27 protein-coding genes and 1 riboswitch are annotated in these 24,797 nt (G+C 60.1%); of the genes, 15 read left to right on the forward strand and 12 right to left on the reverse strand.

The genetic code is table 11. The features are described from left to right. Positions 1–12: 12 nt before the first annotated feature. The 4 genes from pcaD to GOX88_RS15985 are packed head-to-tail and all read right to left on the reverse strand — an operon-like array spanning position 13 to position 3,344. Positions 13–801 (reverse strand): 3-oxoadipate enol-lactonase, encoded by a 789-nt coding sequence (gene pcaD / locus GOX88_RS15970; RefSeq protein WP_170403885.1) that lies wholly within the window; start codon positions 799–801, stop codon positions 13–15. A gap of 58 nt (positions 802–859) precedes the next feature. Further along, complete coding sequence (locus tag GOX88_RS15975) at positions 860–1,834, reverse strand: threonine ammonia-lyase (RefSeq protein ID WP_170403888.1); 975 nt, start codon at positions 1,832–1,834, stop codon at positions 860–862. Next, positions 1,831–2,658 carry an alpha/beta fold hydrolase gene (locus GOX88_RS15980; protein WP_170403890.1) on the reverse strand — a complete coding sequence of 276 codons (828 nt, stop codon included), beginning with the start codon at positions 2,656–2,658 and terminating at the stop codon, positions 1,831–1,833. The genes GOX88_RS15975 and GOX88_RS15980 overlap by 4 nt, the downstream gene beginning before the upstream one ends. Further along, positions 2,658–3,344 carry a haloacid dehalogenase type II gene (locus tag GOX88_RS15985; RefSeq protein WP_170403893.1) on the reverse strand — a complete coding sequence of 229 codons (687 nt, stop codon included), beginning with the start codon at positions 3,342–3,344 and terminating at the stop codon, positions 2,658–2,660. The genes GOX88_RS15980 and GOX88_RS15985 overlap by 1 nt, the downstream gene beginning before the upstream one ends. A gap of 127 nt (positions 3,345–3,471) precedes the next feature. Between GOX88_RS15985 and GOX88_RS15990 the strand changes: the two genes are divergently transcribed. Next, positions 3,472–3,900, forward strand: coding sequence for an FKBP-type peptidyl-prolyl cis-trans isomerase (locus GOX88_RS15990; protein WP_170403896.1), 429 nt, complete (start codon positions 3,472–3,474; stop codon positions 3,898–3,900). 23 nt (positions 3,901–3,923) lie between these two features. Here the strand turns inward: GOX88_RS15990 and GOX88_RS15995 are convergent, their stop codons facing one another. The 4 genes from GOX88_RS15995 to fabA are packed head-to-tail and all read right to left on the reverse strand — an operon-like array spanning position 3,924 to position 6,736. Then, a complete protein-coding gene (locus GOX88_RS15995) occupies positions 3,924–4,109 on the reverse strand; it encodes a hypothetical protein (RefSeq protein ID WP_170403899.1) in 186 nt (61 codons plus the stop codon). Between the two features lie 59 nt (positions 4,110–4,168). Further along, a complete protein-coding gene (locus GOX88_RS16000; protein WP_170403902.1) occupies positions 4,169–4,960 on the reverse strand; it encodes an enoyl-ACP reductase FabI in 792 nt (263 codons plus the stop codon). Positions 4,961–4,965: 5 nt separating this feature from the next. Beyond that, positions 4,966–6,195, reverse strand: coding sequence for a beta-ketoacyl-ACP synthase I (gene fabB / locus GOX88_RS16005; protein WP_170403903.1), 1,230 nt, complete (start codon positions 6,193–6,195; stop codon positions 4,966–4,968). Positions 6,196–6,226: 31 nt separating this feature from the next. Beyond that, complete coding sequence (gene fabA / locus GOX88_RS16010; RefSeq protein ID WP_142639419.1) at positions 6,227–6,736, reverse strand: bifunctional 3-hydroxydecanoyl-ACP dehydratase/trans-2-decenoyl-ACP isomerase; 510 nt, start codon at positions 6,734–6,736, stop codon at positions 6,227–6,229. Positions 6,737–6,924: 188 nt separating this feature from the next. Between fabA and irrA the strand changes: the two genes are divergently transcribed. Then, positions 6,925–7,341: an iron response transcriptional regulator IrrA gene (gene irrA / locus GOX88_RS16015; protein ID WP_170403906.1), complete on the forward strand. Its 417-nt coding sequence runs from the start codon at positions 6,925–6,927 to the stop codon at positions 7,339–7,341. A 2-nt stretch (positions 7,342–7,343) separates the two neighbouring features. Here irrA and GOX88_RS16020 read toward each other — a convergent pair whose 3' ends face one another. After that, positions 7,344–8,234, reverse strand: a complete 891-nt coding sequence (locus tag GOX88_RS16020) for a LysR family transcriptional regulator (RefSeq protein WP_170403908.1) — start codon at positions 8,232–8,234, stop codon at positions 7,344–7,346. Between the two features lie 87 nt (positions 8,235–8,321). Between GOX88_RS16020 and GOX88_RS16025 the strand changes: the two genes are divergently transcribed. Next, positions 8,322–9,119, forward strand: coding sequence for a phytanoyl-CoA dioxygenase family protein (locus tag GOX88_RS16025; RefSeq protein WP_170403911.1), 798 nt, complete (start codon positions 8,322–8,324; stop codon positions 9,117–9,119). Between the two features lie 2 nt (positions 9,120–9,121). On the opposite strand, the gene GOX88_RS16030 is transcribed toward GOX88_RS16025, so the two are convergent. Further along, positions 9,122–9,985 (reverse strand): hypothetical protein, encoded by an 864-nt coding sequence (locus GOX88_RS16030; RefSeq protein WP_170403914.1) that lies wholly within the window; start codon positions 9,983–9,985, stop codon positions 9,122–9,124. A 120-nt stretch (positions 9,986–10,105) separates the two neighbouring features. On the opposite strand from GOX88_RS16030, the gene miaB reads away from it, so the two are divergent. The 8 genes from miaB (at position 10,106) to trmB (ending at position 18,561) form a co-directional block, all read left to right on the forward strand. After that, a complete protein-coding gene (miaB, locus tag GOX88_RS16035; RefSeq protein ID WP_170403917.1) occupies positions 10,106–11,425 on the forward strand; it encodes a tRNA (N6-isopentenyl adenosine(37)-C2)-methylthiotransferase MiaB in 1,320 nt (439 codons plus the stop codon). Positions 11,426–11,668: 243 nt separating this feature from the next. Then, the gene (locus GOX88_RS16040; protein ID WP_367647778.1) at positions 11,669–12,373 is read left to right on the forward strand and encodes an outer membrane protein; all 705 of its coding nucleotides are present in this window, start codon (positions 11,669–11,671) and stop codon (positions 12,371–12,373) included. A 143-nt stretch (positions 12,374–12,516) separates the two neighbouring features. After that, entirely contained in the window at positions 12,517–13,539 is a 1,023-nt protein-coding gene (locus GOX88_RS16045; RefSeq protein ID WP_170404493.1) for a PhoH family protein, read from the forward strand. 33 nt (positions 13,540–13,572) lie between these two features. Further along, entirely contained in the window at positions 13,573–14,067 is a 495-nt protein-coding gene (ybeY, locus tag GOX88_RS16050) for an rRNA maturation RNase YbeY (protein WP_170403920.1), read from the forward strand. 35 nt (positions 14,068–14,102) lie between these two features. Then, entirely contained in the window at positions 14,103–14,990 is an 888-nt protein-coding gene (locus GOX88_RS16055) for a hemolysin family protein (RefSeq protein ID WP_170403923.1), read from the forward strand. After that, positions 14,987–16,483 (forward strand): apolipoprotein N-acyltransferase, encoded by a 1,497-nt coding sequence (lnt, locus tag GOX88_RS16060; protein WP_170403926.1) that lies wholly within the window; start codon positions 14,987–14,989, stop codon positions 16,481–16,483. Before GOX88_RS16055 ends, lnt begins: the two co-directional genes overlap by 4 nt. A gap of 42 nt (positions 16,484–16,525) precedes the next feature. Next, a riboswitch (SAM-SAH riboswitch) is annotated at positions 16,526–16,574 on the forward strand. Positions 16,575–16,579: 5 nt separating this feature from the next. Next, positions 16,580–17,761 (forward strand): methionine adenosyltransferase, encoded by a 1,182-nt coding sequence (metK, locus tag GOX88_RS16065; protein WP_170403929.1) that lies wholly within the window; start codon positions 16,580–16,582, stop codon positions 17,759–17,761. A gap of 92 nt (positions 17,762–17,853) precedes the next feature. Further along, positions 17,854–18,561: a tRNA (guanine(46)-N(7))-methyltransferase TrmB gene (gene trmB, locus GOX88_RS16070; protein WP_170403931.1), complete on the forward strand. Its 708-nt coding sequence runs from the start codon at positions 17,854–17,856 to the stop codon at positions 18,559–18,561. Positions 18,562–18,564: 3 nt separating this feature from the next. Here the strand turns inward: trmB and GOX88_RS16075 are convergent, their stop codons facing one another. Beyond that, positions 18,565–19,374 carry a hypothetical protein gene (locus GOX88_RS16075; protein WP_170403934.1) on the reverse strand — a complete coding sequence of 270 codons (810 nt, stop codon included), beginning with the start codon at positions 19,372–19,374 and terminating at the stop codon, positions 18,565–18,567. A gap of 182 nt (positions 19,375–19,556) precedes the next feature. Here GOX88_RS16075 and aroA point away from each other — a divergent pair, with 182 nt between their 5' ends. Both aroA and GOX88_RS16085 read left to right on the forward strand, forming a co-directional pair. Then, positions 19,557–20,903, forward strand: a complete 1,347-nt coding sequence (gene aroA / locus GOX88_RS16080) for a 3-phosphoshikimate 1-carboxyvinyltransferase (protein ID WP_170403936.1) — start codon at positions 19,557–19,559, stop codon at positions 20,901–20,903. Next, complete coding sequence (locus tag GOX88_RS16085) at positions 20,900–21,517, forward strand: (d)CMP kinase (protein WP_170403940.1); 618 nt, start codon at positions 20,900–20,902, stop codon at positions 21,515–21,517. The genes aroA and GOX88_RS16085 overlap by 4 nt, the downstream gene beginning before the upstream one ends. Positions 21,518–21,535: 18 nt before the next feature. On the opposite strand, the gene GOX88_RS16090 is transcribed toward GOX88_RS16085, so the two are convergent. Beyond that, positions 21,536–22,015 carry a YHS domain-containing (seleno)protein gene (locus GOX88_RS16090; RefSeq protein ID WP_170403943.1) on the reverse strand — a complete coding sequence of 160 codons (480 nt, stop codon included), beginning with the start codon at positions 22,013–22,015 and terminating at the stop codon, positions 21,536–21,538. Between the two features lie 218 nt (positions 22,016–22,233). Between GOX88_RS16090 and GOX88_RS16095 the strand changes: the two genes are divergently transcribed. Both GOX88_RS16095 and GOX88_RS16100 read left to right on the forward strand, forming a co-directional pair. Further along, a complete protein-coding gene (locus tag GOX88_RS16095; RefSeq protein WP_170403946.1) occupies positions 22,234–22,749 on the forward strand; it encodes a hypothetical protein in 516 nt (171 codons plus the stop codon). A gap of 247 nt (positions 22,750–22,996) precedes the next feature. Then, entirely contained in the window at positions 22,997–24,682 is a 1,686-nt protein-coding gene (locus tag GOX88_RS16100) for a tryptophan halogenase family protein (protein ID WP_170403949.1), read from the forward strand. The last annotated feature ends 115 nt before the right edge of the window (positions 24,683–24,797 follow it).

Consider the following 24,797-nt stretch of genomic DNA (forward strand, 5'->3'; position numbering starts at 1 on the left):
TGTCACGCTCCTTCAAATATGTCCGATGTCGGTCAGGAAGTCCCGCAGCAGGGCCGCGTATTCCGCCGGTTGTTCGACGCAGGGCAGGTGACCGGCCCGGCGTATAAGTTCGAATTTCGAGCCGGGGATCAGGTCGATGGTTTCACGCACCAGATCCGGCGGGGTCGAGCCATCCTCGCTGCCGGCAATGCCGAGCGTGGGTAGGCGCAGGCCGCTGGTGGGGGTATAGAAATCGGTGCCCGAGATTGCGGCGCAACAGCCCAGATACCCGTCGACCGGCTGCCGCACCATCATGTTGCGCCACAGCAGATGATCGGGCGAGGCGCGGAATTTCTTCGAAAACCACCGTTCCATCGTCGCATCGGCCAGGGCTTCGATGCCGCCCTGACGCACAGCGTCCATCCGATCCTGCCAGATCGAGGGGATGCCGATCTTGGCAGCGGTGTTCGACAGCACCAGCGCGCGGACCTGATCCATCCGCTTCACCGCCAGACCCTGCGCGATCAGCCCGCCGATCGAGAGGCCGACAAAGACGCCATCCCGCACGTTCAGATGATCCAGCAGCGCCTCGGCATCGCGTACCAGCGCACCCATGGAATAGGGGGCAGGGGGCTGCGAGGACAGCCCGTGCCCGCGCTTGTCATAGCGGATGATCCGCAGCCCAGCGGGTAGATGGGGCAGCATCGCATCCCAAAGACGCAGATCGGTGCCCAGCGAGTTGGCAAAAACAATCGGCGCACCATCTGGATCACCATCGACCCGATAGTGCAACTGCACTTCACCAAGATCCAAGATATGCATGACTCAATCCCCGTCGCCATACGTTAAGCCGTCACAGTGACCCAATCATTGATCCATGTCAGGTCAGGAATTCCAGTGCTTTTCCAAAGACTTCAGGGTCCGTATTGCCCCCCGAGGCCACAACGATCACCGCATCGCCTTCGATTTCGTCACGGCGAAACAGGGCCGAGGCAAGTGACACGGCACCCCCCGGTTCCAATACCAGCTTCAGTCGCAGGAACGCCTGCGCCATGGCCCGCATTGCCTCTTCTTCGGTGACCGACAAGCCCGGCCCGCACAGGCGGTTCAGGATCGGAAAGGTGATCTGGCCCGGCTGTGGCGTCAGGATCGCGTCACAGATATTCCCCGAAGCGGCGTTGTTGCTTTGAATCTGGCCGGTTGCCAGCGAGCGTTTGACATCATCGAACCCCTCGGGCTCACACGGGCGGGCGCGCAGGCCGGGCGCATGAGCCTCCAGTGCCAGCGCAATGCCCGAGGTTAGCCCACCCCCGCCGCAGCAGACCAGCACATCGGCCTGTTCTACGCCCATCTCGGCGGCCTGTCTGGCAAGCTCTAACCCGGTGGTTCCCTGACCAGCAATCACCTGCGGTTCGTCATAAGGGCGGATCAAGGTCAGGCCGCGTTCTGCCGCCAACGCCTCGCCAATCTCTTCGCGGCTTTCATTGGCGCGGTCGTACAGAACCACCTCTCCCCCCAGCGCGCGGGTATTGTTGATCTTCAGCTGCGGCGCATCCGAGGGCATGACAATCACCGAAGCAATCCCGTGCAGCGCGGCGGCATAGGCCACACCCTGAGCATGGTTGCCCGAGGAAAAGGCGATCACGCCGCGTTTCCGGTCCGCCTCGTCTAAAGCCGAGATTGCGGACCACGCGCCGCGAAACTTGAAGCTGCCTGTATGTTGCAGGCATTCGGGCTTCACCAGCACCCGGCGCCCGGCCAGTTCGTCCAGAAAGGGCGATGTCAGCAGGGGTGTTTCCCGAACGTGGCCCTTCAGCCGTGCGGCGGCGGCTTCGATCATTTGCAGCGTGCTCATGCGGCGTCCAATACCTTGCGGATAAGGTCCAGTGACTGCGGTTCATCCAGAAACGGAACATGCCCGCGATCCGGAACTTCTACAGAGATAAGACCGGGATGGCGTTTGTGCATTTCGGTCAGCGTATCCTTGCCCAGAACGTCCGAGTTCACGCCCCGAATGACGCCGGTGGAGATGTCGCGCAACGCCTCGAAGAACATCCACATATCCGGGATGGCCCCGGCAGCGGCCTGATCCAGCAGGGCCTTGCGCAAGGCGGGATCATAGCGCAGGGCCAAGCCGTCCTCGGTTTGCTCGTACTGAACCTCGGCCTGTTGCCGCCACCGGCTGAGGGGGACGCCGGGGAATTGCGGATCCATCACCTGCTGCAGGGTTTGAGCGGCTTCGTCATAGGTTTTCGCCACCGGCTGCCGACCGACGTATTCCATAATCTTGGCCATGCCCGAGGTTTCGATCACCGGCCCCACATCGGTCAGCACCACGGCGGAAAGGCGCTCGGGGTGGCTGGCTGCCAGAGCCATCGCAATCAGACCACCGCGTGAGGTGCCCAGAACGGCCACGCGATCCAGCCCCAGATGATCCAGCAATTCAATCGCGTCATGGGATTCACGCAGAACATTGTAGTTCATGAAATCCGGGTCGAACTCCGACTGCCCGCGCCCGCGGTAATCCATCGTGATCATCCGCAGATCGGTGATATGCGGCGCAAGGAATGAGATATCCCGGCTGTTGCGGGTCAGCCCGGCCAGGCACAATACCGGGATCCCGGACCCGGTGTCGGTATAGTAGAGGCGCCTGTCATCGGAAGTTGTGAAGAAAGCCATTAAAGTCCAGCCAGTTGAGGGATCGTCGTCAGGTCGGACAGTACATGCGCTGGTGTCCATGGCAAGCGGTCCATCGGTTCTTTTGCCCGATTGACCCAGGCGGTCACGAAACCATAGCCGCTGGCACCCGCAGCGTCCCAGCCATTCGAGCTGACAAACAGCACCTCTTCGCGATCTCCGCCAAACCTTTGCTGTACCAGATCATAGACACTGGAATGGGGTTTGAAGACGCCGACGCTTTCGACCGACAGTACATCGTCCAGTGCGTCGCCGATCCCTGCCGATTGCACCGCGCCATCCAGCATGGGCAGTGACCCATTGGACAGGATCGCGGTGTTCAGCCCTCCGGCTTTCAGATCGGCCAGCATTTTGGGCACCTCGGGGTAAGCCTGCAACTCCCAATACAGGTCCAGCAGGCGCTGTCGGAGGGTTGGGTCGCCCTTCAGCCCGGAGGCCTCAAGCGCCCAGTCCAGCCCGTCTTGCGTCACATCCCAGAAATCGGCATGGGCGTCGGTGATCGCGCGCAGCCACGTGTATTGCAGCTGTTTCAACCGCCAGTGATTGGCCAGTTCGGGCCATTTCTGCTGCAGTTTCTCGAACCCCGGCTCGCCAGCCGCCTGTCGTGCGGCGGCGGCGACATCGAACAGCGTGCCATAAGCGTCAAAAACGCAGGTGGTGATCGGCATCAGTACCCCTCCCTTGGTCGCGCGCAGGTTGGCACAAGAGTTGCAAGCGCAAAAGGGGGAAGGGTTTACAATGCCGTGTCACACCCTAGGCTTGGCCGCTTAAACCCCTAACGGCCGGAGGCCACCCATGACCGAGATCAAACAAGGCGACACCGTTCGCATCCACTACACAGGTACGCTGTTGGACGGCAACGTGTTCGACAGTTCCGAAGGGCGCGATCCGCTGGAGTTCGTGGTCGGGTCAGGTCAGATCATCCCCGGGCTGGATACGGCAATGCCCGGTCTTACGGTGGGGGAGAAAAAGCGGGTCGAGATCGCCTGCGTGGACGCCTATGGCCCGATCAACCCTGCCGCGCGCCAGCAGATCCCGCGTGAAGGCATCCCGGACGACATCCCGCTGGAGCCCGGCACTCAGCTGCAGATGCAGACGCCGGACGGGCAGGCGGTGCCGGTGACCGTGGTGGATTCAGACGAAGCGACCGTCACGCTGGACGCAAATCATCCGCTGGCCGGTCAGGACCTGATTTTTGAAATCGAAGTCGTTTCAGTCAACTGAACACAGAAGGTCAGTGTGAAGGATCAGCCTGAAATCAGGCTGGTCCATGATGTAAGGGCTGCGCGCACATCTGGTTGTGTGAAGAACACAAACAGCAGCAGCAGCACGGTCAGGCTCAGCAACGCGAAACGGCCGCGTTGCCCCAGAAAACCCTGTTTGCGCCGGGAAGCCCGAGAGGTGTTCGAGAGGATTTGTTCTGCTTTGCTCATGCCGCTATCCGTGCCCGCGAAAGATGGTCAAATCTTGGCGCGGGCAGGGAAAGATCGGGTCACATGTGATCGGGCTGTGGCATTCCCAGAACGTGGAAGCCGCCATCGACTTTGATGATCTCACCCGAGGTGCAGGCCCCGGCTTCGGATGCAAGGTAAACGGCGGTGCCGCCAACGGCCTCCAACGTCGCGTTCGAGCGCATCGGCGCGTTCTGATCGCAGAACTTGTAGGTCCTGCGTGCGCCGCCGATGGCCGCGCCCGCAAGCGTCTTCATCGGGCCAGGCGAGATGGCGTTGACGCGGATGCCTTCGGGGCCAAGGTCGTTTGCCAGATAGCGCGTTGCCGATTCCAGCGCGGCCTTGGCCACACCCATGACGTTGTAGTTCGGCACAACCCGGTTCGACCCCTGATAGGTCAGCGTCAACAGAGTACCGCCATTGTCCTTCATCAGCGGATAGGCGCGGCGCGCAACCTCGATAAAGGAATAGGCCGACACATCCATCGAGTGTTTGAAATTCGCCCGCGTGGTGTTCAGGAACCGACCGGTCAGTTCTGACTTGTCCGAATAGGCGATGGCGTGGACCACGAAGTCTATCGTCGGCCAGCGTGCGCCCAGCTCGCTGAACGCGCGGTCCAGCGACTCGTCATCAGTGACATCGGCATCCACCATGAAGTCGCTGCCAAGGCTTTGAGCCAGCGGCTCAAGGCGTTTGCCGAATGCTTCACCCTGATAGGTGAAAGCCAGTTCCGCGCCTGCCTCGTGCATCGCCTTGGCAATGCCCCAAGCAATCGAGCGGTCGTTGGCCACGCCCATAATCAGGCCGCGTTTGCCCTTGAGAAGATCCGACATCATGTTCACCCGTTATATTTTGACAGAACCATGGACCCGTTTGTGCCGCCAAAGCCGAAGCTGTTGGTCATGACACTGTCCAGACCTGCGTTTTCAACTACTTGAGTTGCAATTTCACCGGGCAGGATGCCTTCGGCAAGTGTGTCGACGTTGATCGACGGAGTAATAAAGTCATTGTCCAGCATCAGCAGACAGAAGATGGCTTCCAGCGCACCAGCGGCACCCTGTGCGTGGCCGGTCATCGACTTGGTCGAAGAAATCGGCGGCACGTAGCCCTCGCCAAAGATGCGGCGGACGGCTTCAACCTCACCCACGTCGCCGACTGGGGTCGAGGTACCGTGGGCGTTGATATAATCGACCTTGCGGCCTTCGGGCAGCGTCGCCAGCGCCAGACGCATCGCGCGTTCACCGCCTTCACCCGACGGGGCCACCATGTCGTGGCCATCCGAAGTGGCGGCATAGCCGGTGACCTCGGCGTAAATCTTGGCACCGCGCGCCAGCGCGTGGTCCAAATCCTCCAGTACGACGATGCCGCCGCCGCCCGAGATCACGAACCCATCGCGATCCTGATCAAACGCGCGCGAGGCTTTTTCCGGCGTGTCGTTGTATTTCGAGGACATCGCGCCCATCGCGTCGAACAGGCAGGACAGGGTCCAGTCCAATTCCTCGCCGCCACCGGCAAACATAACGTCCTGCTTGCCCAGCATGATCTGCTCTGCCGCATTGCCGATACAGTGCAGCGAGGTCGAGCAGGCCGAGGTGATCGAGTAGTTGATGCCCTTGATCTTGAACGCGGTCGCAAGGTTCGCGGATATCGTCGAGCACATGCATTTCGGAACCGCAAACGGTCCGATCCGTTTGGTGGCGCCGGTTTTCAGCACGGTCTGATGCGCCGTCAGCATCGCACTGGTCGAGGGGCCACCGGACCCGGCAACCAGACCGGTGCGCGGGTTTACAACCTGATCTTCCGTCAGGCCAGAATCGGCAATCGCCTGGCTCATCGCGATATGAGCATAGGCGGCACCGGGCCCCATGAAGCGCAGCGTCCGCTTGTCCACATGCTCGGCCGGATCGATCTTGAGCGTTCCGGCGATCTGGCTGCGAAAGCCATGTTCGACCATCTGTTCATTGGCCTCGATGCCGGATTTACCGGCTTTCAGCGAGGCCAGAACCTCTTCGGCATTGTTCCCGATGGAGGACACAACCCCCAGACCGGTGACAACTACTCGACGCATGTGCGTGCTCCTTATTTCAGGCCGGTCCGGCTTAGGCTTCGGACAGAACGACTTTCATGTCTTTGACGTCGTAGATCATTTCGCCGTCCGCTTCGACGATACCATCCGCCACACCCATGGTCAGGCGGCGTGTCTGGATCGCCTTTTTGAAATCGATTTTATAGGTCAGCATCTTGCGGTCCGGGCGTACCATGCCGGTCAGTTTGACCTCACCCACACCCACGGCCATGCCGCGCCCCTGCCAGCCGCGCCAGCCCAGGTTGAAGCCTGTCAACTGCCACAGTCCGTCCAGTCCCAGACAACCGGGCATGATCGGGTTGCCGGGGAAATGGCAGTCAAAGAACCAAAGGTCCGGGGTGATATCGAACTCGGCCAGAATGTGACCTTTTCCATGCGCGCCGCCATCGGCCGAGATTTCGGTGATCCGATCCATCATCAGCATCGGCGGGGCAGGCAACTGCGCATTACCGGGGCCGAATAATTCGCCTCGGGCGCATTTCAGCAGATCGTCCTTGTCAAAGCTGCTCGGGAATTGGGCCATTCTGCCGCCTCTCCTGCCAGGGGTCCGTTTCTCTAATCTGGCCTCACCTAGCACCCGTATGCAAGGTCCTGCAAGAGCGGTCGCCCACATCATGTTGTGTTCTGGACATTCTTTGCGAATGAATTTCATTTGAAATTACCTGACCTGAGTACTTATATATAGATCAGCAACAAACGGGTTTCGGATTCATGACACCTCAGAGCCAGAGCAGAGCCACGAATTGGTTGGTCGACGCAGGATTGCGTCCGACGCGTCAGCGTATGGCTTTGGCTGAATTGCTGGTCGGCGATGGCCGCCACCGCCATGTAACGGCAGAAAGCCTGTTTGAATCGGCAAAAAAGAACGGCGATGCTGTGTCTCTTGCAACCGTCTACAACACGCTGCGCGCGTTTTGTGAGGCCGGTGTTCTGCAGGAAATCACGGTGGACGGGTCGAAAAGCTATTTCGACACCAATACCCATGATCACCCCCATTTCTACTGGGAAGACGAAAGCCGGCTGAGCGATGCACCCTCAGAACAGTTGGTGATTCAGCGCCTGCCCGACGCCCCCGAAGGGGTTGAGATCGCGTCCGTCGATGTCGTGATCCGTCTGCGGAAGAAGTAACCTCACGTCACCAGTCCTTTCAGTGCTCGCTCGGCGGCCGCTATCTGCGCGTCCGTGGGGCCCGTGCCGTGTCGAGCCAGCACCACGGGTTCGGCTGCGAACGGGTCCGTGACCGGCAGGGTCAGAAGCGGCATTCCGTCATAGCTGACCTGGGCAGGCGGATTGGCATAGCTGATCGCGACGCCCTCATTATGGGCTGCAAGGCTGCGCTGAATCTCCAGCGAGGCGGCGCGGTGGGCCACTGTCGGGCTTTCTCCGATCTGACGAAACAGCCCCAGCACATGCTGGGCGGACAGACCTTCCTCGGACAGGATCAGCGGGTGTGCGGCCAGGTCCTGCAGGGAAACCTGACTGTTTGTGGCCAAAGGGTGATCCGGCGACAAAAGTGCGCGCGGAGAGCTGGTGAACAAGGTGTGTCGAGTGAACGTCGCGTCCATACTCAGCCCATAGGTCAGCGCGAGGTCGATCCGCCCGTCGATCAGGCCGGAAATCAGGCCCTCGAAACTGTCCACCCGGTAGGACATCGCCACATCCGGCATCTCGGCGCGCAACTGTCGCAGGGCGCGAGCCAGCAGAAACGGGGCCAGATCGACGAAACAGCCCAGCCGCAAGCGCGCCTTGCCCGTGCCGCTTTCGGCCGCGTTTTCCAACCGTGCGGCGCTGGCAAGCAGCGCCTCGGCCTCTTCAATGAAGCTGCGCCCCTGCGGGGTCAACGCCATCGCAGCACCGCGCCGACGGGCGAACAGGGGATAGCCCAGTTGTTCCTCGACCCGGGTCAGGGCGTTGGACAGCGCCGGTTGCGAGACATTCAGGTGCTGCGCCGCGGCGGACAGGCTGCCATGCCGTCCGATGGCACAGACATATTCGTATTGGCGCAGCGAGATATATAACATGAAGTTAAGTGTATCTTTGAAAGATATGACTTGAACAGAGGGCTTTCCCATGTGCAGATCACCCAACCCTACGACACGGAGACAGACATGACGCACCCTCTGGTCACGCAAGAGATGATCGACGCCTATCAGCAGGACGGAGTTGTCCTGATCAAAGGGCTGTTTGCCGATCACGTCGAGGCCTTGCGCGATGGCGTTGCCGCGAACATGGCCGAGCCGGGGCCTTATGCGTCCGACAACAAGAAGCAGGGCGAGACCGGCCTGTTCTTTGACGATTATTGCAACTGGTCGCGGATTGATCAGTTCCGGGAGGTGATCGAAAACTCTCCGGCGGCCGAGGTTGCGGCGGATCTGATGCAATCGCAGACCGTTCAAATGTTCCACGACCACGTACTGGTCAAGGAGCCGGGCACCTCAATGGCGACCCCGTGGCATCAGGACGGCCCATATTATTTTGTCGAAGGGCAGCAGACCATCAGTTTCTGGTCGCCGCTGGACCCGGTGAAACAGGCGACGCTGCGCTGCGTGGCCGGCTCGCACCGGTGGGAGAAAGAGGTTCTGCCGACCCGCTGGGTTTCGGAAGAGGGGTATTTCCCGGACGAGGGTCAGTACATTCCCGTCCCGGACCCGGATGCCGAGGGCATGAGGGTCGTGGAATTCGAGATGGAGCCGGGCGACGCGGTGGCCTTCAACTATCGCACTTTGCACGGTGCACGCGGCAACAACTCCGACAGCCGCCGCCGGGCCTTTTCGCTGCGTCTGGTAGGGGATGATGCACGGTATGTGGAACGTCCGGGCCGGACCTCACCGCCGTTTCCAGGCCACGACATGACCCCCGGCCAGCGCTTACGCGAAGATTGGTTCCCGGTGCTGCTACGGCGCTAGGGTCAGAACCACTGGCCCGATTCGATCAGCCCCAGATCGAGCAATTGACCAGAGGTCCACTGGAATGGAACCGAGTTGCGCCAGCAAAAGCTCGGGATGTCGAAGGTGGACCCGGCATTGCTTTTCAACGCCTTGGCAGCGCGGAATGAGCACACGGCTGCCGTCATATTGTGATGCCACGGGCAGGAATAGGTGTTGTACTCCGGTTCGTTGAAGGTGTGATCGGGGCGCAATTGCAGACCCTTGCCGGATTTGAACAGGGCGATACGGTCGATACGGCGGCGTTCGTATGGAATGTGATCCTCGAACCGCCAGCGCAGGCCGCCCGACATGTCCAACTGCCGCTCGACCGGATGGCCTTCGGCGTCGTGGCGGGTGTGTGCATAATAACCGGTGCTGTCCAGCATCGCGCGGTCCGGAGCGACTCCGTTCGGGAAGGCGTTCAGATCATCGGCGTAGAGGTCGACCACATGGCTCAGCATGGCGTCGCGGCGTTCTTCGGCGTGGAAGGCCAGCAATTCGCCCACCGTTCGCGTCTCGCAAAACGGAAAGAACAGGTATTCGGCGTTATAGCAGTAATACATCCAGATGCCGGGCGCGGCCTGTATGATTCTGTTGATGGTGTCGAAGACAACTGCGCTGGGCACGCAGGTCAGGGTGACGCGGTGGATGCGTTCGGACAACTCGGGGTCCAGCGCAAAATCCTGCGGCATGAAGGCGATCACGGATTTGAACCCCAGATGCAGATGATGCCGGATCGTGCTGTCGATCTCGACCATGTCCTCGGCAAAGATCAGTGCGACCGGGCCTTTGGTCAGCGCCGATTTGCCTGCGTTCAGGAAAACGTCGAGTGAGTCGTATTGCATTGCCTGTCCGGTTCCACTTTGCTGGAATCTTCGGCCAAAATCGGGTATCCGCCCCGGCATTGCAAGCGGCGTTCGTAAGGTATAGATGACGCCGATCCCGCGAATGCAAAGGCCATATCCATGTCAGAACCCAAAAAGCTGTACATCAAAACCTATGGTTGCCAGATGAACGTCTATGACAGCGAGCGCATGTCCGAGACGCTGGGCGGGCAGGGCTATGTCGAAACCCAAAGCCCAGATGACGCGGATATGATTCTGCTGAACACCTGTCATATCCGGGAAAAAGCCGCCGAAAAGGTCTATTCCGAGCTTGGTCGGTTCAAGGGTCTGAAAGCGGAAAAACCCGATCTGAAGATTGGCGTGGCGGGTTGTGTGGCACAGGCCGAAGGTGAAGAGATCATGCGCCGTCAGCCTCTGGTCGATCTGGTGGTGGGGCCGCAAAGCTATCACCGTCTGCCCGAGATGGAGGCAAAGACGCGCGAGGGGGCCAAGGCACTGGACACGGATTTCCCCGAGGAAGACAAGTTCGAAAAGCTCAAGAACCGCCCCAAAGCCAAGCGCGGCCCGACGGCGTTTCTGACCGTGCAGGAGGGTTGCGACAAGTTCTGCGCCTTCTGCGTGGTGCCCTATACCCGTGGCGCTGAAGTCAGCCGTCCGGCGGATCGCATCATCCGCGAAGCCCATGATCTGGTCGAACGCGGCGTGCGCGAGATCACACTGCTGGGTCAGAACGTGAACGCCTATCATGGCTCGGGTCCGAACGGCGACATGACGCTGGCCGGTCTGATCTGGGAGCTGAACAAGGTCGACGGACTGGAACGCATCCGCTTTACCACCTCGCACCCCAATGACATGGCCGATGACCTGATCGAAGCGCATGGAACCTGCGAAAAGCTGATGCCGTATCTGCACTTACCGGTGCAGTCGGGATCGGACAAAATCCTCAAGCGGATGAACCGCAGTCACACGGCGGAAAGCTATCTGCGTCTGGTCGAGCGTATCCGTGCCGCGCGGCCCGATATCATGATGTCGGGTGACTTTATCGTCGGCTTCCCCGAGGAAACCGAAGAGGACTTCCAGGCCACGCTGGATTTGGTGGAAGAAGTCAAATACGGCTATGCCTATTCCTTCAAATACTCGACGCGCCCGGGCACGCCGGCAGCTGAGCGGCCGCAAGTTGACGCCACGGCGGCAGATGACCGTTTGCAGCGTCTGCAGGCTCTGATCACACAGCATCAGCGCGAAATTCAGGACGCGATGGTTGGCCACAAAGTCAGCGTTCTGTTCGAAAAAGCGGGTCGCCTGCCGGGGCAAATGGTTGGAAAATCAGAATATTTGCACTCTGTTCACGTATCCGACACCGATGTTGCTGTCGGTGAGCTAAGAGATGTTCAGATCACCGGATCGGGCGCAAATTCACTGGCGGGGGCAATGATCTGACCTGATCGGCGAGTGCTGTCAGAAAACCATAGTCAGCACTTGTTTCAAAATTTAACCCTTGATTCACTGCCAAGAACTATGTTCCGAAAAAGGCCAGATTTTTTCAGGGTCTAGCACGTTGCGCCCCTGAGAATCCAGTTCTGTGCCGGTCCGGCTATCGGGTTGGGACGATGGAGGTTACGAGTGGAAATTCGAACACGTTTCTTAGGATCAAGCCGCCGGAGTGTTTTTTCGTCGGCACTGGTGCTTTCCCTTTTTTCCAGCGCAACTGTTGCGGGCAATCTGGAACAGGGCGTAACGGATCCTCCGGTCGCCAGCCCGAAACGTTTCGGCAGTGATGTCAGTGCCTTTTATCTGGGCCTGAGTGGTGGTTACGCAACAAGCGGCACCGACCGATTCGGCCTGACGACCCCGGGTGGTACCTTTGAGGTCGGAGAGCTGGACCTGAACGGCAACTATGGCGGTGTCCGCGGGGGCTGGCGTGGTGTTCTTCCCGCCATGGGCGGACGCGACTATGTCTACGGGTTCGAGCTAGGGTATGATTTCAGTGGGCTTGATGACGACGTCATGACCGACATTGGCAGTGTCTCAATCACCGGTTCGTCCGAGATCTCGGATATCCTGTCGGTTCGGTTTCGCAACGGTCTGACCAACCAAAGCGGTACGGTTTTGTATTTTGTGACGGTCGGATACGTGCAAGGTGACGTCAAAACCACAAGCAGCCTGACTTCCGGGACCACGACGCAATTATTTGAAGACAGTGGAAATCGGGACGGGTTTTCGGCGAGCATCGGTGTCGAGCACAGCCTGAGCGAGAACTGGTCAATCACGGGTGAGTATGAATATGTCCAATTCGACTCGGGCCGGGTCGAATTCAGCAATGGGTTTTCAACGAAGTCCACGCCGCGCTATCGCGGTCTGCGGTTTGGGTTGAACTACACATTTTGACTTCCCATCCCATCGTTGGTGGCGTCGCATGGGGCACTCTTCGGCGGTTTTGCCATCCGTTTCGGAAAATTTGAAACTGTGGCTTGCGCCCACCGAGACTTGTTGTCTACGCTCAGGGTGAAACGCCAAGACAGGAGAACGGATTGGCCATCGGTGCCCTGACCCCGCCGCAAGATGACATGCCCCAGCGCGAGGCGTTTGTTGAATTCCCTGACAATCGGTTGTTGATTGATTTGTGCGGTGAGTACGACCGCAATCTGACCGAAATCGAACAAAAGCTGTCCGTCCAGATTGTCCGGCGCGGCAACCAGTTGGTTGTCATGGGCGACGAGGATTCGCAGAAACAGGCCATTGAGGTGCTGCAGGCGCTTTACACCCGTCTTGAAGGCGGTCGTGACGTAGAGGCCGCCGACGTGGATCGCGAGCTTCGGATGGGCGGTTCCGAGACAGGAACAGGCAGCCGCGACGGTGACCAGCTTGAGATGTTCAAAGGCGGCACCGTTGAGATCAAAACCCGCAAAAAGCTGGTCGAGCCACGCACGGATGCGCAAAAGGCGTACGTCCAGTCGCTGTTCAACAACGAACTGGCCTTTGGAATCGGGCCTGCGGGCACCGGTAAGACCTATCTGGCGGTGGCTGTTGGCGTATCGATGTTCATCGGCGGGCATGTGGACCGGATCATCCTCAGCCGTCCAGCCGTCGAGGCTGGTGAAAAGCTGGGCTATCTGCCGGGGGACATGAAGGATAAGGTCGATCCTTACATGCAGCCGCTTTATGATGCGCTGAACGATTTCCTGCCCGGCAAGCAACTGGCCAAGCTGATCGAGGAAAAGCGAATCGAAATAGCTCCGCTGGCGTTCATGCGTGGGCGGACGCTGGCCAACGCCTTTGTCGTGCTGGATGAGGCGCAGAACGCCACGACCATGCAGATGAAGATGTTCCTGACCCGTCTTGGCGAAGGCAGTCGCATGGTCATCACCGGTGACCGATCGCAGGTGGACCTACCGCGCGGTGTTCAATCCGGGCTGAAGGATGCAGAGCGACTGCTGAAGACGATTCCGAATATCAGCTTCAACTACTTCACCTCGAAAGATGTGGTGCGCCACCCGCTTGTCGCCGCCATTATCGAAGCGTATGAGGCCGACGCAGGCCGCGAGACGGGGTAATCGTCCGGGGCCGCAGGCTTTGGACAGGATAGCATGAACCTGGAACTGACGATTGAAGACGGGCGCTGGCAGGGGCTGGAGCCATTGGCCGTGCGGGCCATACAGGCAGTTCTGGATCATTGCGATCTGGACGCTGATCTGTGCGAAATCAGCGTACTGGCCTGTGACGACCCCCGGATCGCCGAGCTGAATGCGGAGTTCCGGGAAAAACCCACCCCGACCAACGTGCTCAGCTGGCCCGCCGAGGAGTTGGCGCCCGACCAACCGGGCCAATCGCCGCTGCCGCCCGAGCCGGACTTCACCGGCGAAATCGCGCTGGGGGATATCGCGATCTCGTACGACACCTGCGCGCGTGAGGCGGCCGAGGCTGGCAAACCCATGGATGATCACGTCACGCATCTGATCATTCACGGAACGTTACATTTGCTGGGATACGATCACATCCACGACGCAGACGCCGATTTGATGGAAGCGGTCGAGGTCGATATACTTGGCAAACTGGGTCTCGATGACCCATATAATGCGTAGACGGGCCATCAGGGCCGATTAATTGGAACAGGATCATGGGCGATACAGACGGCAGTTCTATGGCGGCGCAGGGCGCGCAACCGAAGAGCGGCGGTGACAATGTCAGAGAGAAAGCCGGTTTTTTTTCTCGAATAGTGGACGCGTTTTCGCCTCAGGACGAGGATGAGGTCCACGTAGCCAACGGGCACGAGACCGACAAGGCGCAGCCGCGCGGGATGATCAACCTGCGGCGGATGCGGGTCGAGGACGTGGCCATCCCGACGGCCGAGATCATCTCGGTCCCGTCCACCATCACCAAAGATGAACTGGCGCAGGTGTTCCGTGACAGCGGGTTGTCGCGGATACCGGTCTATGAGGGCACGCTGGATACGCCACTGGGATTCGTCCACCTCAAGGATTTCGCGCTGACCCACGGGTTCAATGGTAGGGGCACCGAGTTCGATCTGGTCTCGATGCTGCGGACCTTGCTGTTCGTACCGCCGTCGATGCCGATTGGCGTGCTGTTGACCAAGATGCAGACGGAACGCCGTCACATGGCGCTGGTGATCGACGAATACGGCGGTGTTGACGGGTTGCTGACCATCGAAGACCTGATCGAACAGGTGGTTGGTGAGATTGCCGACGAACACGATGCCGACGAAGATCAGCTTTGGGTGCAGGAAAAACCCGGCTGCTATATCGTTCAGGCCCGTGTGCCGCTTGAGGAGTTCGAGGCCGAGATCGGGCGCTCGCTGACCAGTCACGAGGATGTGGACGAGGAAGAGATCGACACTCTGGGCGGATTGGTCTTCATGCTGTCGGGCCGCGTGCCCGCACGGGGTGAGGTTGTTCTGCACCCTGAAGGCCCGGAATTCGAGGTGATCGACGCCGACCCGCGCCGGATCAAGCGGCTGCGTGTCATGTTGCCGGATCTTGCTGCATGAACCCATCGCGGGGTTGGCCGTTTTGGTTGAGGTTCGTGCTGTCGGCCCTGCTGGGCGCGCTGGCGGCCTTTGGCCTCGCGCCGGTTGGCATTTGGGCGGCGACTCTGGTTGGGCTGCTGCTGCTTGCCCCTCTGTATCTGTCGACGGAAACGCGGGGTCGGGCCGCGTGGTTGGGCTGGGCCTTTGCCACCGGATACTTCGCCCACGGTCTCAGTTGGATAATTGAGCCGTTTTTCGTTGACGCCGAGCGCCACGCCTGGATGGCGCCCTTTGCCCTGATCTTCATGGCAGGCGGGTTAGCCCTGTTCTGGGCGCTTGCTTTTTGGGTTGCGAGGCAACCGGGTGAAGGCGCCGTCAAGCAGGCGGTTTTCCTTGCCGTGGCCGTGTCTCTGGCGGAATTCGCCCGGGGTTATGTATTGACGGGCTTCCCCTGGGCGGGTTTGGCGCAGATTTGGGTCGATACCCCGGTGGCGCAGCTACTGTCCCTGTTCGGACCCTATGGTTTGGGAGCTTTGACCTTGCTGGCAACGCTACCCTTGGGCGCGGCGCTGGCGCAACGCAGGGGGTTTGCGCTGCCGCTGGGCCTGACGATTGGCACAGCCTGTCTGGTGTTGGGTTATGCGGCCACCCGTCCGACTGTCACCGAGACCGATCACACCGTACGCCTGATCCAGCCCAACGCCCCCCAGCATCAGAAATGGGACCCGGACTACGCACCCTTGTTCTTTGCGCGCCAGATCGAGTTCACGGCCGCGCAACCCCGACCGGACATGATCGTCTGGCCGGAAACCTCGATACCCGCATGGCTGGGCAGTGCACAGCCCTATCTGTACGCGGTTGCCGATGCAGCACAGGGCGTGCCGGTGTTTCTGGGCATTCAACGGGGTGACGGGCCGCAAATCTACAACTCGATGATCTATCTGGACGAGCAGGGCCAGCAGCAGGGCTTGTATGACAAGCACCACCTTGCGCCGTTCGGAGAATACGTTCCGTTTGGAAACCTGATGGCGAGGTTCGGGATTCACGGGATGGCAACAACCGCCGGTCATGGCTTTAGCTCGGGTCCGGGGGCTGCCTTGATGGACGCGGGAAAGCTGGGCAAGGCGCTGCCGCTGATCTGTTACGAGGCCGTGTTCACGCAGGATGTCCTGTCCGCGCCGGGTCGGGCCGATTTTCTGCTGCAGATCACCAATGATGCCTGGTTCGGCACACGGTCCGGGCCTTATCAGCATCTGGCACAGGCCCAGATGCGCGCGATCGAGCAGGGCCTGCCGATGATGCGTTCGGCCAATACAGGGGTGTCGGCGATGATTGATCCGCTGGGGCGCATTGTGGACTCGTTGGCCCTGGGGCAGGCGGGTTTTGTGGATGCAAAATTACCAGCGCCGCTGACCCAGACCGTATATGCCTGGATCGGCGATATTCCGATCTTTGCCCTGCTGGCGGTTGTGTTTGCGCTGCTTTGGCGCAACGTCCGGCGGGAACACGCATAAATAGCGATTGACCCTGTGAAGTTGTGGGCGTATGCCCTCGCTTGCCCGTCACAACGGCTTCCTGGCGTGATGGGACAATCTTAATGGAGCACTTTCATGTCCCGACAGAACTACACTTTTACTTCGGAGTCCGTATCCGAAGGGCACCCGGATAAGGTTTGCGACCGGATTTCCGATGCCGTCCTTGACGCATTTCTGAACGAAGAACCCGAAGCACGCGTAGCGTGCGAAACCTTTGCCACGACCGACCGTGTGGTAATTGGTGGCGAAGTAGGTCTGTCTGATCAGGAAAAGCTGCACGACTATATGGGCCGCATCGATGAGATCGCGCGCGCCTGTATTAAGGATATCGGCTACGAGCAGGATAAGTTCCACCACGAAACCGTCGAGGTGACGAACCTGCTGCACGAACAATCCGCCCATATCGCGCAGGGCGTGGACGCCTCGGACGACAAGGACGAGGGCGCCGGCGACCAGGGCATCATGTTCGGCTACGCCACAACAGAGACCCCTGCGCTGATGCCGGCACCGATCCAGTATTCGCACGCGATTCTGCGTCGTCTGGCCGAAGTTCGTAAGAACGGCACCGAGCCCGCGCTGGGCCCGGACGCGAAATCGCAGCTGTCGGTGGTTTACCGCGACGGCAAGCCGGTCGGCGTCAGCTCGATCGTGCTGTCGACCCAGCACCTGGATGAAACGCTGAGCTCGGGTGACATCCGTGCCATCGTCGAGCCCTATATCACCGAGAGCCTGCCCGAAGGCTGGTTGACCGCCGAAACCGAGTGGCACGTGAACCCGACCGGCAAGTTCGTAATCGGCGGCCCGGATGGGGACGCTGGTCTGACCGGGCGCAAGATCATCGTGGACACCTATGGCGGTGCCGCGCCGCATGGTGGCGGTGCGTTCTCGGGTAAAGACCCGACCAAGGTGGACCGCTCGGCTGCTTATGCCGCGCGCTATCTGGCCAAGAACGTCGTTGCTGCTGGTATGGCGGAACGTTGCACCATCCAGCTCAGCTATGCGATTGGTGTGTCCAAGCCTCTGTCGATCTATGCCGACACGCACGGCACCGGCCAGATTGCCGACGCTCTGATCGAAACCGCCGTCGGTCAGGTGATGGACCTGACCCCGCGCGGCATTCGGGAGCACCTGCAGATGAACAAGCCCATCTATCAGCGTACGGCTGCTTATGGCCACTTCGGGCGCGAGCCCGACGCGGATGGCGGTTTCAGCTGGGAACGCACCGATCTGGTCGACGCGCTCAAAGCGGCAGTCTGATCCGAAACCAAACAAAGCGCGCCGATCCCGGCGCGCTTTTCGATTCGGCACCGGGGTTGCAACGGTGCGGTCTGCGCAGTAAGGGCACCGCCATGAGCACCCAGACACCACAACGCCCCCGCAGAAACTTCTATGGCCGCTTCAAGGGCAAGACCCTGAAGCCCAGCCAAAAGACGTATCTGAACGAAGACCTCGACGCCCTTTCGCCAGGCGCGGTCGATTGGGAGAGCAACCCCAACCGCGATCCGCTGGACCTTCAGGCGCTGTTCGGTGGCAAGGATGTCTGGCTTGAGGTCGGTTTTGGCGGTGGTGAGCATCTGGTGCATCAGGCTGCCAGCAACCCTGATATCGGCATCATCGGGGCCGAGCCCTATATCAATGGCGTTGCCATGCTGTTGGGCAAAATTCGTCAGGCCGGGGTCGAAAACCTTGCTGTACACCCCGGTGATGCACGCGATCTGTTCGACGTTCTGCCCGAGGCCAGCATCTCGCGCGCCTTTCTGCTATATCCCGACCCATGGCCCAAGACGCGGCACCATCGCCGTCGTTTCGTGACACCCGAACATCTGGAGCCGCTAGCGCACGTGTTGAAACCGGGGTCAATCTTCCGCGTGGCTACGGACATTCCCGACTATGTCCGTCAGACGCTTGAGGAAGTTCCACGCGCAGGGTTCGAGTGGCTGGCCGAGCGCCCCTCGGACTGGCGTGAGCCTTGGGATGACTGGATTTCTACCCGTTATGAGCAGAAGGCCCTGCGTGAAGGCCGAACACCGCATTACCTGACGTTTCGCAAAACCTGACCCTTACGGCTTGGGATCACGCAGGCTGGGGAAGGCGCGCCCTTTCGCAAACCAAGCCAGCCCGAATGCCCAAAGTGCGATGGTCTCAACAAAAAAGGTCAGATTGTGGGATTTCCACCCCGCCTGAGCGCCTTCGCCGGAAAAGGCGACGATACCCAGCACCAGAACACACAACAGGATCGTGACGCCACACAGCGAATACAAGGTGTTACGCTGCTTCTTTGACTGGATCATGTGCCCGTCTTTTATGTGACGCTCCGGTACCACGCGGCGCAAGACGAACAGGCAATAAAGGCCCAGATAGATAAACAGGATGCCGGCAGCCCAGGCGTGCAGATGCGGGGCGCTGGAAAACAGAGTAAAAAACGCGTCTGGATCAGGGGCTGATAGATCAGGCGGAGGCGTTTGGTTCACGTCGGCAAAGATCCGTGACTTGAAACTGACGGGCTCTTCGCAGCCAGATCCGCTTGTGGGGAAAACGGCGACAAAACACGCGCCAATGCCAGCGATCAAGGACCCGAGATCCTCAAGCGGATGATCTCCGGTATAGGCAATCAGAAAGCCACCGATAAAAATTAAGCACCCGACGAAAATGGCCCCCAGAAACTGGGCGTAATAAAAGTGGCTGATGCTGTCGCGAAAACAGCTTCCACCAAATACCGCACCTCCGGCCAGAAAGATCGGCAAGCCAAAGGCAACGAGGCCGACCAGAAAGGCCAGGCGCATCTGCAGAACGCTGTCAGTCTTTAACGGGTCTTTGGGTTGAAAGTACTTTTCTGTTCCGCTGGAAAGCATGGATTGAAGTTGCGACATGAGAAATGACCTCGGACAGTGAATTGCGGAAAACAAATGAACTCGCTCTGAATTCGCCCATTGTAGCCCGTAAATCCCTGATCACCCAAATCCGGCTTGCTGCGGTGGTCGTATTGCGGCTGGACCAAGCCGCCCCAATTCGCTAAGCGGCTTGAGCACTGATAGCGAAAACAGGAGCCCCCATGTCCGGACACGGCACGCCCATCCCGATGACCTCGCATCCCTGCGGCCCGCTGACCGGCACGGCAAAGGTGCCCGGCGACAAGTCAATCTCGCACCGGTCGCTGATCCTTGGCGCGATGGCGGTGGGTGAGACGAAGATTTCCGGCCTTTTGGAAGGCGAGGATGTCCTGGACACCGCCAAGGCGATGCGTGCCTTTGGCGCTGAAGTTACCGATCATGGCGGCGGTGAGTGGACCGTGCACGGTGTCGGCGTCGGTGGCTTTGCCGAGCCCGATCAGGTGATCGACTGCGGTAACTCGGGCACGGGTGTGCGGCTGATCATGGGGGCGATGGCGACCTCTCCGGTCACCGCGACATTTACCGGCGATGCGAGCCTGAACAAACGCCCGATGGCGCGGGTGACCGATCCGCTGGCGCTGTTCGGCACGCAATCGGTTGGCCGTGCCGGTGGACGGTTGCCGATGACCATCGTGGGCGCCGCAGAACCCGTTCCGGTCCGCTACGAAGTGCCGGTGCCATCGGCGCAGGTGAAATCCGCGGTGCTGCTGGCCGGGCTGAATGCGCCCGGCAAAACCGTGGTGATCGAGAAAGAGGCCACCCGTGACCATTCTGAACGGATGCTGGCCGGTTTCGGTGCTGAAATCACCGTTGAGGATACTGATGAGGGCCGGGTGATTACCCTGACCGGCCGCCCCGAGCTGAAACCGCAGGTCATCGCCGTACCGCGCGATCCGTCCAGCGCGGCCTTCCCGGTTTGTGCGGCGCTGATTACGCCCGGCTCGGACGTTCTGGTGCCGGGCATCGGCCTGAACCCGACCCGCGCGGGCCTGTTCACCACGCTGCGCGAGATGGGCGCCGATCTGACCTATGAAAACGAACGCGAAGAGGGTGGCGAGCCTGTCGCCGATCTGCGCGCCAAGTATTCGCCCAACATGAAGGGCATCAACGTGCCGCCGGAACGCGCGGCCTCGATGATCGACGAATACCCGGTTCTGTCCGTGGTCGCGGCCAATGCCACGGGCACCACGATGATGGGCGGCGTGAAAGAGCTGCGCGTCAAGGAAAGCGACCGGATCGACGCTATGGCCAGGGGTCTGCGCGCCAATGGGGTGACCGTGGAAGAGGGTGAGGAATGGTGGTCGGTCGACGGGCTGGGCATCGGCAATGTCCCCGGCGGCGGTACCTGCGAAAGCTTTCTGGACCACCGCATCGCCATGTCGTTCATGGTGATGGGGATGGGAGCGAAGACCCCGGTTTCGGTCGATGACGGCGGCCCGATCGCGACCTCATTCCCGATATTCGAGCCGCTGATGGCGTCATTGGGTGCCAAGGTCGAACGCACGTGAGTTTTACGGTCGCCATTGACGGCCCCGCGGCGGCGGGGAAGGGCACGATCTCGAAAGGGGTTGCCGCACATTTCGGGTTCGCGCATCTGGATACGGGGTTGCTTTACCGTGCGGTTGGGCGTCGCACTCTGGACGGCACTGATCCTGTTGAGGCCGCGCAGGCGCTGACGGCTGAGGAACTGGAACAGGGTGATCTGCGCACCGCCGAGATTGCGCAGGCGGCGTCGAAAGTGGCAGTGATCCCCGAGGTTCGCGCGGCGTTGGTCGACTTCCAACGCGCCTTTGCCCGTCGTGCCGGGGGCGCGGTTCTGGACGGGCGCGATATCGGAACGGTGATCTGCCCCGAGGCCGAGGTGAAGCTGTTCGTCACTGCCAGCGCCGAGGTTCGGTCCGAGCGGCGCTTTCTGGAACTGAGCGCCAAAGGTTCGGAAGTCACCCGCGAACTGGTGCTGGCCGATGTGCGCGAACGCGATGCACGGGATGCCGAACGCAGCACTGCCCCGATGAAACCTGCCGACGATGCCATTTTGCTGGACACGTCCGATCTGAGTATCGAGGCTGCGCTGGCTCAGGCCGTGGCTTTCATCAAAAAGAAAAAGCCCGCGACGCCATAGCGCTGCGGGCTTTCAGGATTACAACTCGCCGACGGCGACGCTTTTGATATTCGCCCACTGATCGTCAGCGGTTTTTGCCGTGGCTGTCACGTCCTTGAGGAAGGCCGCGCGGGTTTCGGCATTCAGGAAAAGGTACAGCTTGCCATCTGCGACCAGGTACTGATCCGGGTCGCCGTCGAACTTCTTGCCCACCGACACGCCGAACGAACAGAACCCGCCATGCTGCGGCAGATAGGCGGCGGGGTTGGCCTCGAACGCTTCGCGGTTTGCGGCGCTGGTAAAATAGTAGGACGCCCCGTCGTAGGTGGCGGAATGGGTGGCAAAGCCCTCGACCGGGTTGCCGTCATTCACCAGCGCGACCAGATCGACGCCATGCGCGGCCAGTGGCGCACCGGCTGCCGAGATACCATTCGAGACGTTGATCTCATCCGCGGCAAAGGCCGGAGCCGCGACCAGGGGCAGGGCGGCGATGAGGGTGGTCAGAACCAGAGACTTCATTGGAATTTCCTTTCCTGTTCAGCTTTGGATCAGCCGGGCGGCCAATCGCTGAAACATAGGTAGAGGGGCGGTTTTGAACGGGCTATCGCAGAAAGCACGTCAAACTTTGCAGATCGTTCAAACCTGCGGTGAGGTGGGGAATCTTCATCACCAAGCTTTGTTTGGTCAGCCTGTCAGCCGGCCCCTATGGTTGGGGCATAGCCTGCAGGAGAGATGTGATGATCAGACTAGCCCTAACGCTGATTTTTCTGGCCGGAGGCCTGGCCGCTCAGGAAGCTGAACCACCGATGGACTATGAACGTCTGGGCAAGATCATCTTTGCGCTCGATCCCGAGGCACAGCCCTTTGGGCCGGGGTTCGAGCTGACGGTTGCTGATGTGACGGTGCTGGTTGTCACCGACACCAATGCGGACCGAATGCGCGCCATGGTGCCAATTGGCAGCGCCGCAGATTTGTCACCCGAGGACCTGCACCGCATGATGCAGGCGAATTTCGACAGCACGCTGGACGCACGATATGCAATTGCCAACGGCACCTTGTGGGCTGCGTTTATTCACCCGTTGTCTCCGCTGAAGAAAGACCAGCTGATCTCGGGGTTGGCCCAGACAGTGAATATCGCAAAGACCTACGGCACCCTCTATACCGGTGGCGCCGCGGAGTTCGGAGGTGGCGACAGTCAGGATCTGCAGCGTGACCTGATCGAAGAACTTCTGAAAAAGGGCGACGAAATCTAGCCTTCGCCGGGATTATGCTCTTGTCTCAAAGGTGTAGAGGATACGCCTCAGGGTCTTTCTGGAACGTGCAGCGCCTAAGTTCGACAGCGGGCGCGTGCGCACTCGTAGGCCACGGCATCAAGACTCTAGCTGAACGCAGGAAAGCTGTTATGGTTCTCCGAAAGCCAAAAAGGGAAGGCTGCTCTACAACCCGCAAAAAAAGGGGGAGGCAGTCACAAATTCCCACAAGCCAACAGGGACCAATAATATGAACAATCGTTTGGGCAAGATCACTATCGTGGGCGGAGGTACGGCGGGTTGGATGACCGCGCTGATCTTGGATATGGTGTTTTCTCGCACTTCAGCGCCAAAGGACCGACCGCGCATCTGCCTGATCGAAAGCCCCAATATCTCGACCGTTGGCGTGGGCGAGGCCACGGTGCCGCGCATGCCGGTCACTCTCCGCCAGGCCGGCATCGCCGAACGGGATTTTTTCCGCGAGACCAACGCGTCATTCAAGTTGGGCGTGAAATTCTGCAACTGGAACAAGGACCCCAAGGGGAACCGGATCGACTATGTGAACCCTTTCGCCCATGGCCAGATGTTGGAGGGGTTGGATACCGCCGAGTATTTCCTGCGCTTTGGCAACGGGGATCGGGACTTCACTCAGTCGATCTCGCCGCATGACCATCTAGGCCGCTTGTGCAAGGGCGCACGGCAGTTGGGGCAGCCCGAGTTCGAGCAACGATTTGGCTATGCCTATCACCTGGACGCCGTGAAATTTGCCGGCATGCTGACCGGGGTTTGCACAAACCGCGGCGTCGAGCATATTCAGGATGAGGTGCAATCGGTCGAGCTGGACGAGCAGGGCAATGTCAGCCACCTGATGCTAGAGCGCAAGGGTCGTCATGACGTCGAAATGGTTGTCGATTGCACCGGGTTCCGTGGCCTGATCATCAATCAGGCGCTGGGTGAACCGTTTATGGATTACTCGGATTACCTGCCCAACGACCGTGCCATGGCGTTGCAGGTCGAACATCCCGATCCGGAAAAGATCGAAAGCCTAACGCGGTCGACCGCTCTTGGGGCCGGTTGGACATGGCGGGTGCCGCTGTATAACCGGGTTGGCACGGGTTATGTGTTCTCCTCGGCGCACCGAACTGATGATCAGGCCGCCGATGAGTACCTTGAATGGCTGGGCGACAGCGGCAAGGGGCTGACACCGCGGGTGATCCCGATGCGTGTTGGTCGCGTGCGCAATGCCTGGGTCAAGAACTGTGTGGCGATTGGCCTGTCCGGTGGGTTCATCGAGCCGTTGGAAAGCACCGCGATCCATATGATCGATCACGCGGTGCGCTGGTTCGCCGAACACTTGCCAACAAAAGACGTCGAGCCGTCACTGCGGGCAAGATACAACCGCCAGATGGACAAAATGTACAACGAGGTACTTGAGTTCATCTGTCTGCATTATCGGTTGGGCAACCGCACGGATGACCAGTATTGGATCGACGCGCGGACTCAGATGAAGGTGCCCGACCGGCTGGCTGAGAATCTGGAGTTGTGGCAACACCGCCTGCCGATAGACCACGATGTCGAGTTTGCCACGCTGTTTGATCATCGTGTTTACCAGACGGTTCTGTTGGGCAAGCAGGTCTATGATACCGGTTATGGTCCGGGCATCCGCGATCGTCTGCGCCCGTTAAAGAAACCGATCTGGTTCCAGGGTATGAAGCGCGCCAAAATGGACCTTGCTCAGATCGTCAAGACAATGCCGGACCACAAGACGCTGCTGCGCGATATTCGCGGAGAGCTGAAGCAACCAGCCTTCGGCATGGCTGCGGCGATGCAGCCGACTGTGGCGATGCCGGGTACAAAACCGGCACCCGTGGCGGTCCAGAACATGCCAAATTTTGCTGAAATCCAAAGCGGCGCGAAGGATTTGCAGCTCTTCTAAGGTGGGCGCTCCACGCAGGCGGGGGGATTTCGCCACGATTTTCCCCCGGCTTTGCGAGCGCGGGTCGCAGGCCGTTCGCAGTCAAGGCTGGCAAGTTATTTCGCGCACAGACCCT

Source organism: Ruegeria arenilitoris, assembly GCF_013030985.1.
In the GTDB taxonomy this organism is placed as follows: domain Bacteria; phylum Pseudomonadota; class Alphaproteobacteria; order Rhodobacterales; family Rhodobacteraceae; genus Ruegeria; species Ruegeria arenilitoris_B.

Excerpts from the sequence above, each read along its gene's own strand:
- GOX88_RS16020 (WP_170403908.1), bottom strand. The coding sequence starts at position 8,234 with ATGTTATATATCTCGCTGCGCCAATACGAATATGTCTGTGCCATCGGA.
- metK (WP_170403929.1), top strand. The coding sequence starts at position 16,580 with ATGTCCCGACAGAACTACACTTTTACTTCGGAGTCCGTATCCGAAGGG.
- fabB (WP_170403903.1), bottom strand. The coding sequence starts at position 6,195 with ATGCGTCGAGTAGTTGTCACCGGTCTGGGGGTTGTGTCCTCCATCGGG.
- miaB (WP_170403917.1), top strand. The coding sequence starts at position 10,106 with ATGTCAGAACCCAAAAAGCTGTACATCAAAACCTATGGTTGCCAGATG.
- GOX88_RS15980 (WP_170403890.1), bottom strand. The coding sequence starts at position 2,658 with ATGGCTTTCTTCACAACTTCCGATGACAGGCGCCTCTACTATACCGAC.
- GOX88_RS16000 (WP_170403902.1), bottom strand. The coding sequence starts at position 4,960 with ATGTCGGATCTTCTCAAGGGCAAACGCGGCCTGATTATGGGCGTGGCC.
- GOX88_RS15990 (WP_170403896.1), top strand. The coding sequence starts at position 3,472 with ATGACCGAGATCAAACAAGGCGACACCGTTCGCATCCACTACACAGGT.
- ybeY (WP_170403920.1), top strand. The coding sequence starts at position 13,573 with ATGAACCTGGAACTGACGATTGAAGACGGGCGCTGGCAGGGGCTGGAG.
- GOX88_RS16100 (WP_170403949.1), top strand. The coding sequence starts at position 22,997 with ATGAACAATCGTTTGGGCAAGATCACTATCGTGGGCGGAGGTACGGCG.
- trmB (WP_170403931.1), top strand. The coding sequence starts at position 17,854 with ATGAGCACCCAGACACCACAACGCCCCCGCAGAAACTTCTATGGCCGC.
- pcaD (WP_170403885.1), bottom strand. The coding sequence starts at position 801 with ATGCATATCTTGGATCTTGGTGAAGTGCAGTTGCACTATCGGGTCGAT.
- GOX88_RS15995 (WP_170403899.1), bottom strand. The coding sequence starts at position 4,109 with ATGAGCAAAGCAGAACAAATCCTCTCGAACACCTCTCGGGCTTCCCGG.
- GOX88_RS16025 (WP_170403911.1), top strand. The coding sequence starts at position 8,322 with ATGACGCACCCTCTGGTCACGCAAGAGATGATCGACGCCTATCAGCAG.
- GOX88_RS16075 (WP_170403934.1), bottom strand. The coding sequence starts at position 19,374 with ATGTCGCAACTTCAATCCATGCTTTCCAGCGGAACAGAAAAGTACTTT.
- GOX88_RS16090 (WP_170403943.1), bottom strand. The coding sequence starts at position 22,015 with ATGAAGTCTCTGGTTCTGACCACCCTCATCGCCGCCCTGCCCCTGGTC.
- GOX88_RS15985 (WP_170403893.1), bottom strand. The coding sequence starts at position 3,344 with ATGCCGATCACCACCTGCGTTTTTGACGCTTATGGCACGCTGTTCGAT.
- lnt (WP_170403926.1), top strand. The coding sequence starts at position 14,987 with ATGAACCCATCGCGGGGTTGGCCGTTTTGGTTGAGGTTCGTGCTGTCG.
- aroA (WP_170403936.1), top strand. The coding sequence starts at position 19,557 with ATGTCCGGACACGGCACGCCCATCCCGATGACCTCGCATCCCTGCGGC.
- GOX88_RS16030 (WP_170403914.1), bottom strand. The coding sequence starts at position 9,985 with ATGCAATACGACTCACTCGACGTTTTCCTGAACGCAGGCAAATCGGCG.
- fabA (WP_142639419.1), bottom strand. The coding sequence starts at position 6,736 with ATGGCCCAATTCCCGAGCAGCTTTGACAAGGACGATCTGCTGAAATGC.
- irrA (WP_170403906.1), top strand. The coding sequence starts at position 6,925 with ATGACACCTCAGAGCCAGAGCAGAGCCACGAATTGGTTGGTCGACGCA.
- GOX88_RS16095 (WP_170403946.1), top strand. The coding sequence starts at position 22,234 with ATGATCAGACTAGCCCTAACGCTGATTTTTCTGGCCGGAGGCCTGGCC.
- GOX88_RS16055 (WP_170403923.1), top strand. The coding sequence starts at position 14,103 with ATGGGCGATACAGACGGCAGTTCTATGGCGGCGCAGGGCGCGCAACCG.
- GOX88_RS15975 (WP_170403888.1), bottom strand. The coding sequence starts at position 1,834 with ATGAGCACGCTGCAAATGATCGAAGCCGCCGCCGCACGGCTGAAGGGC.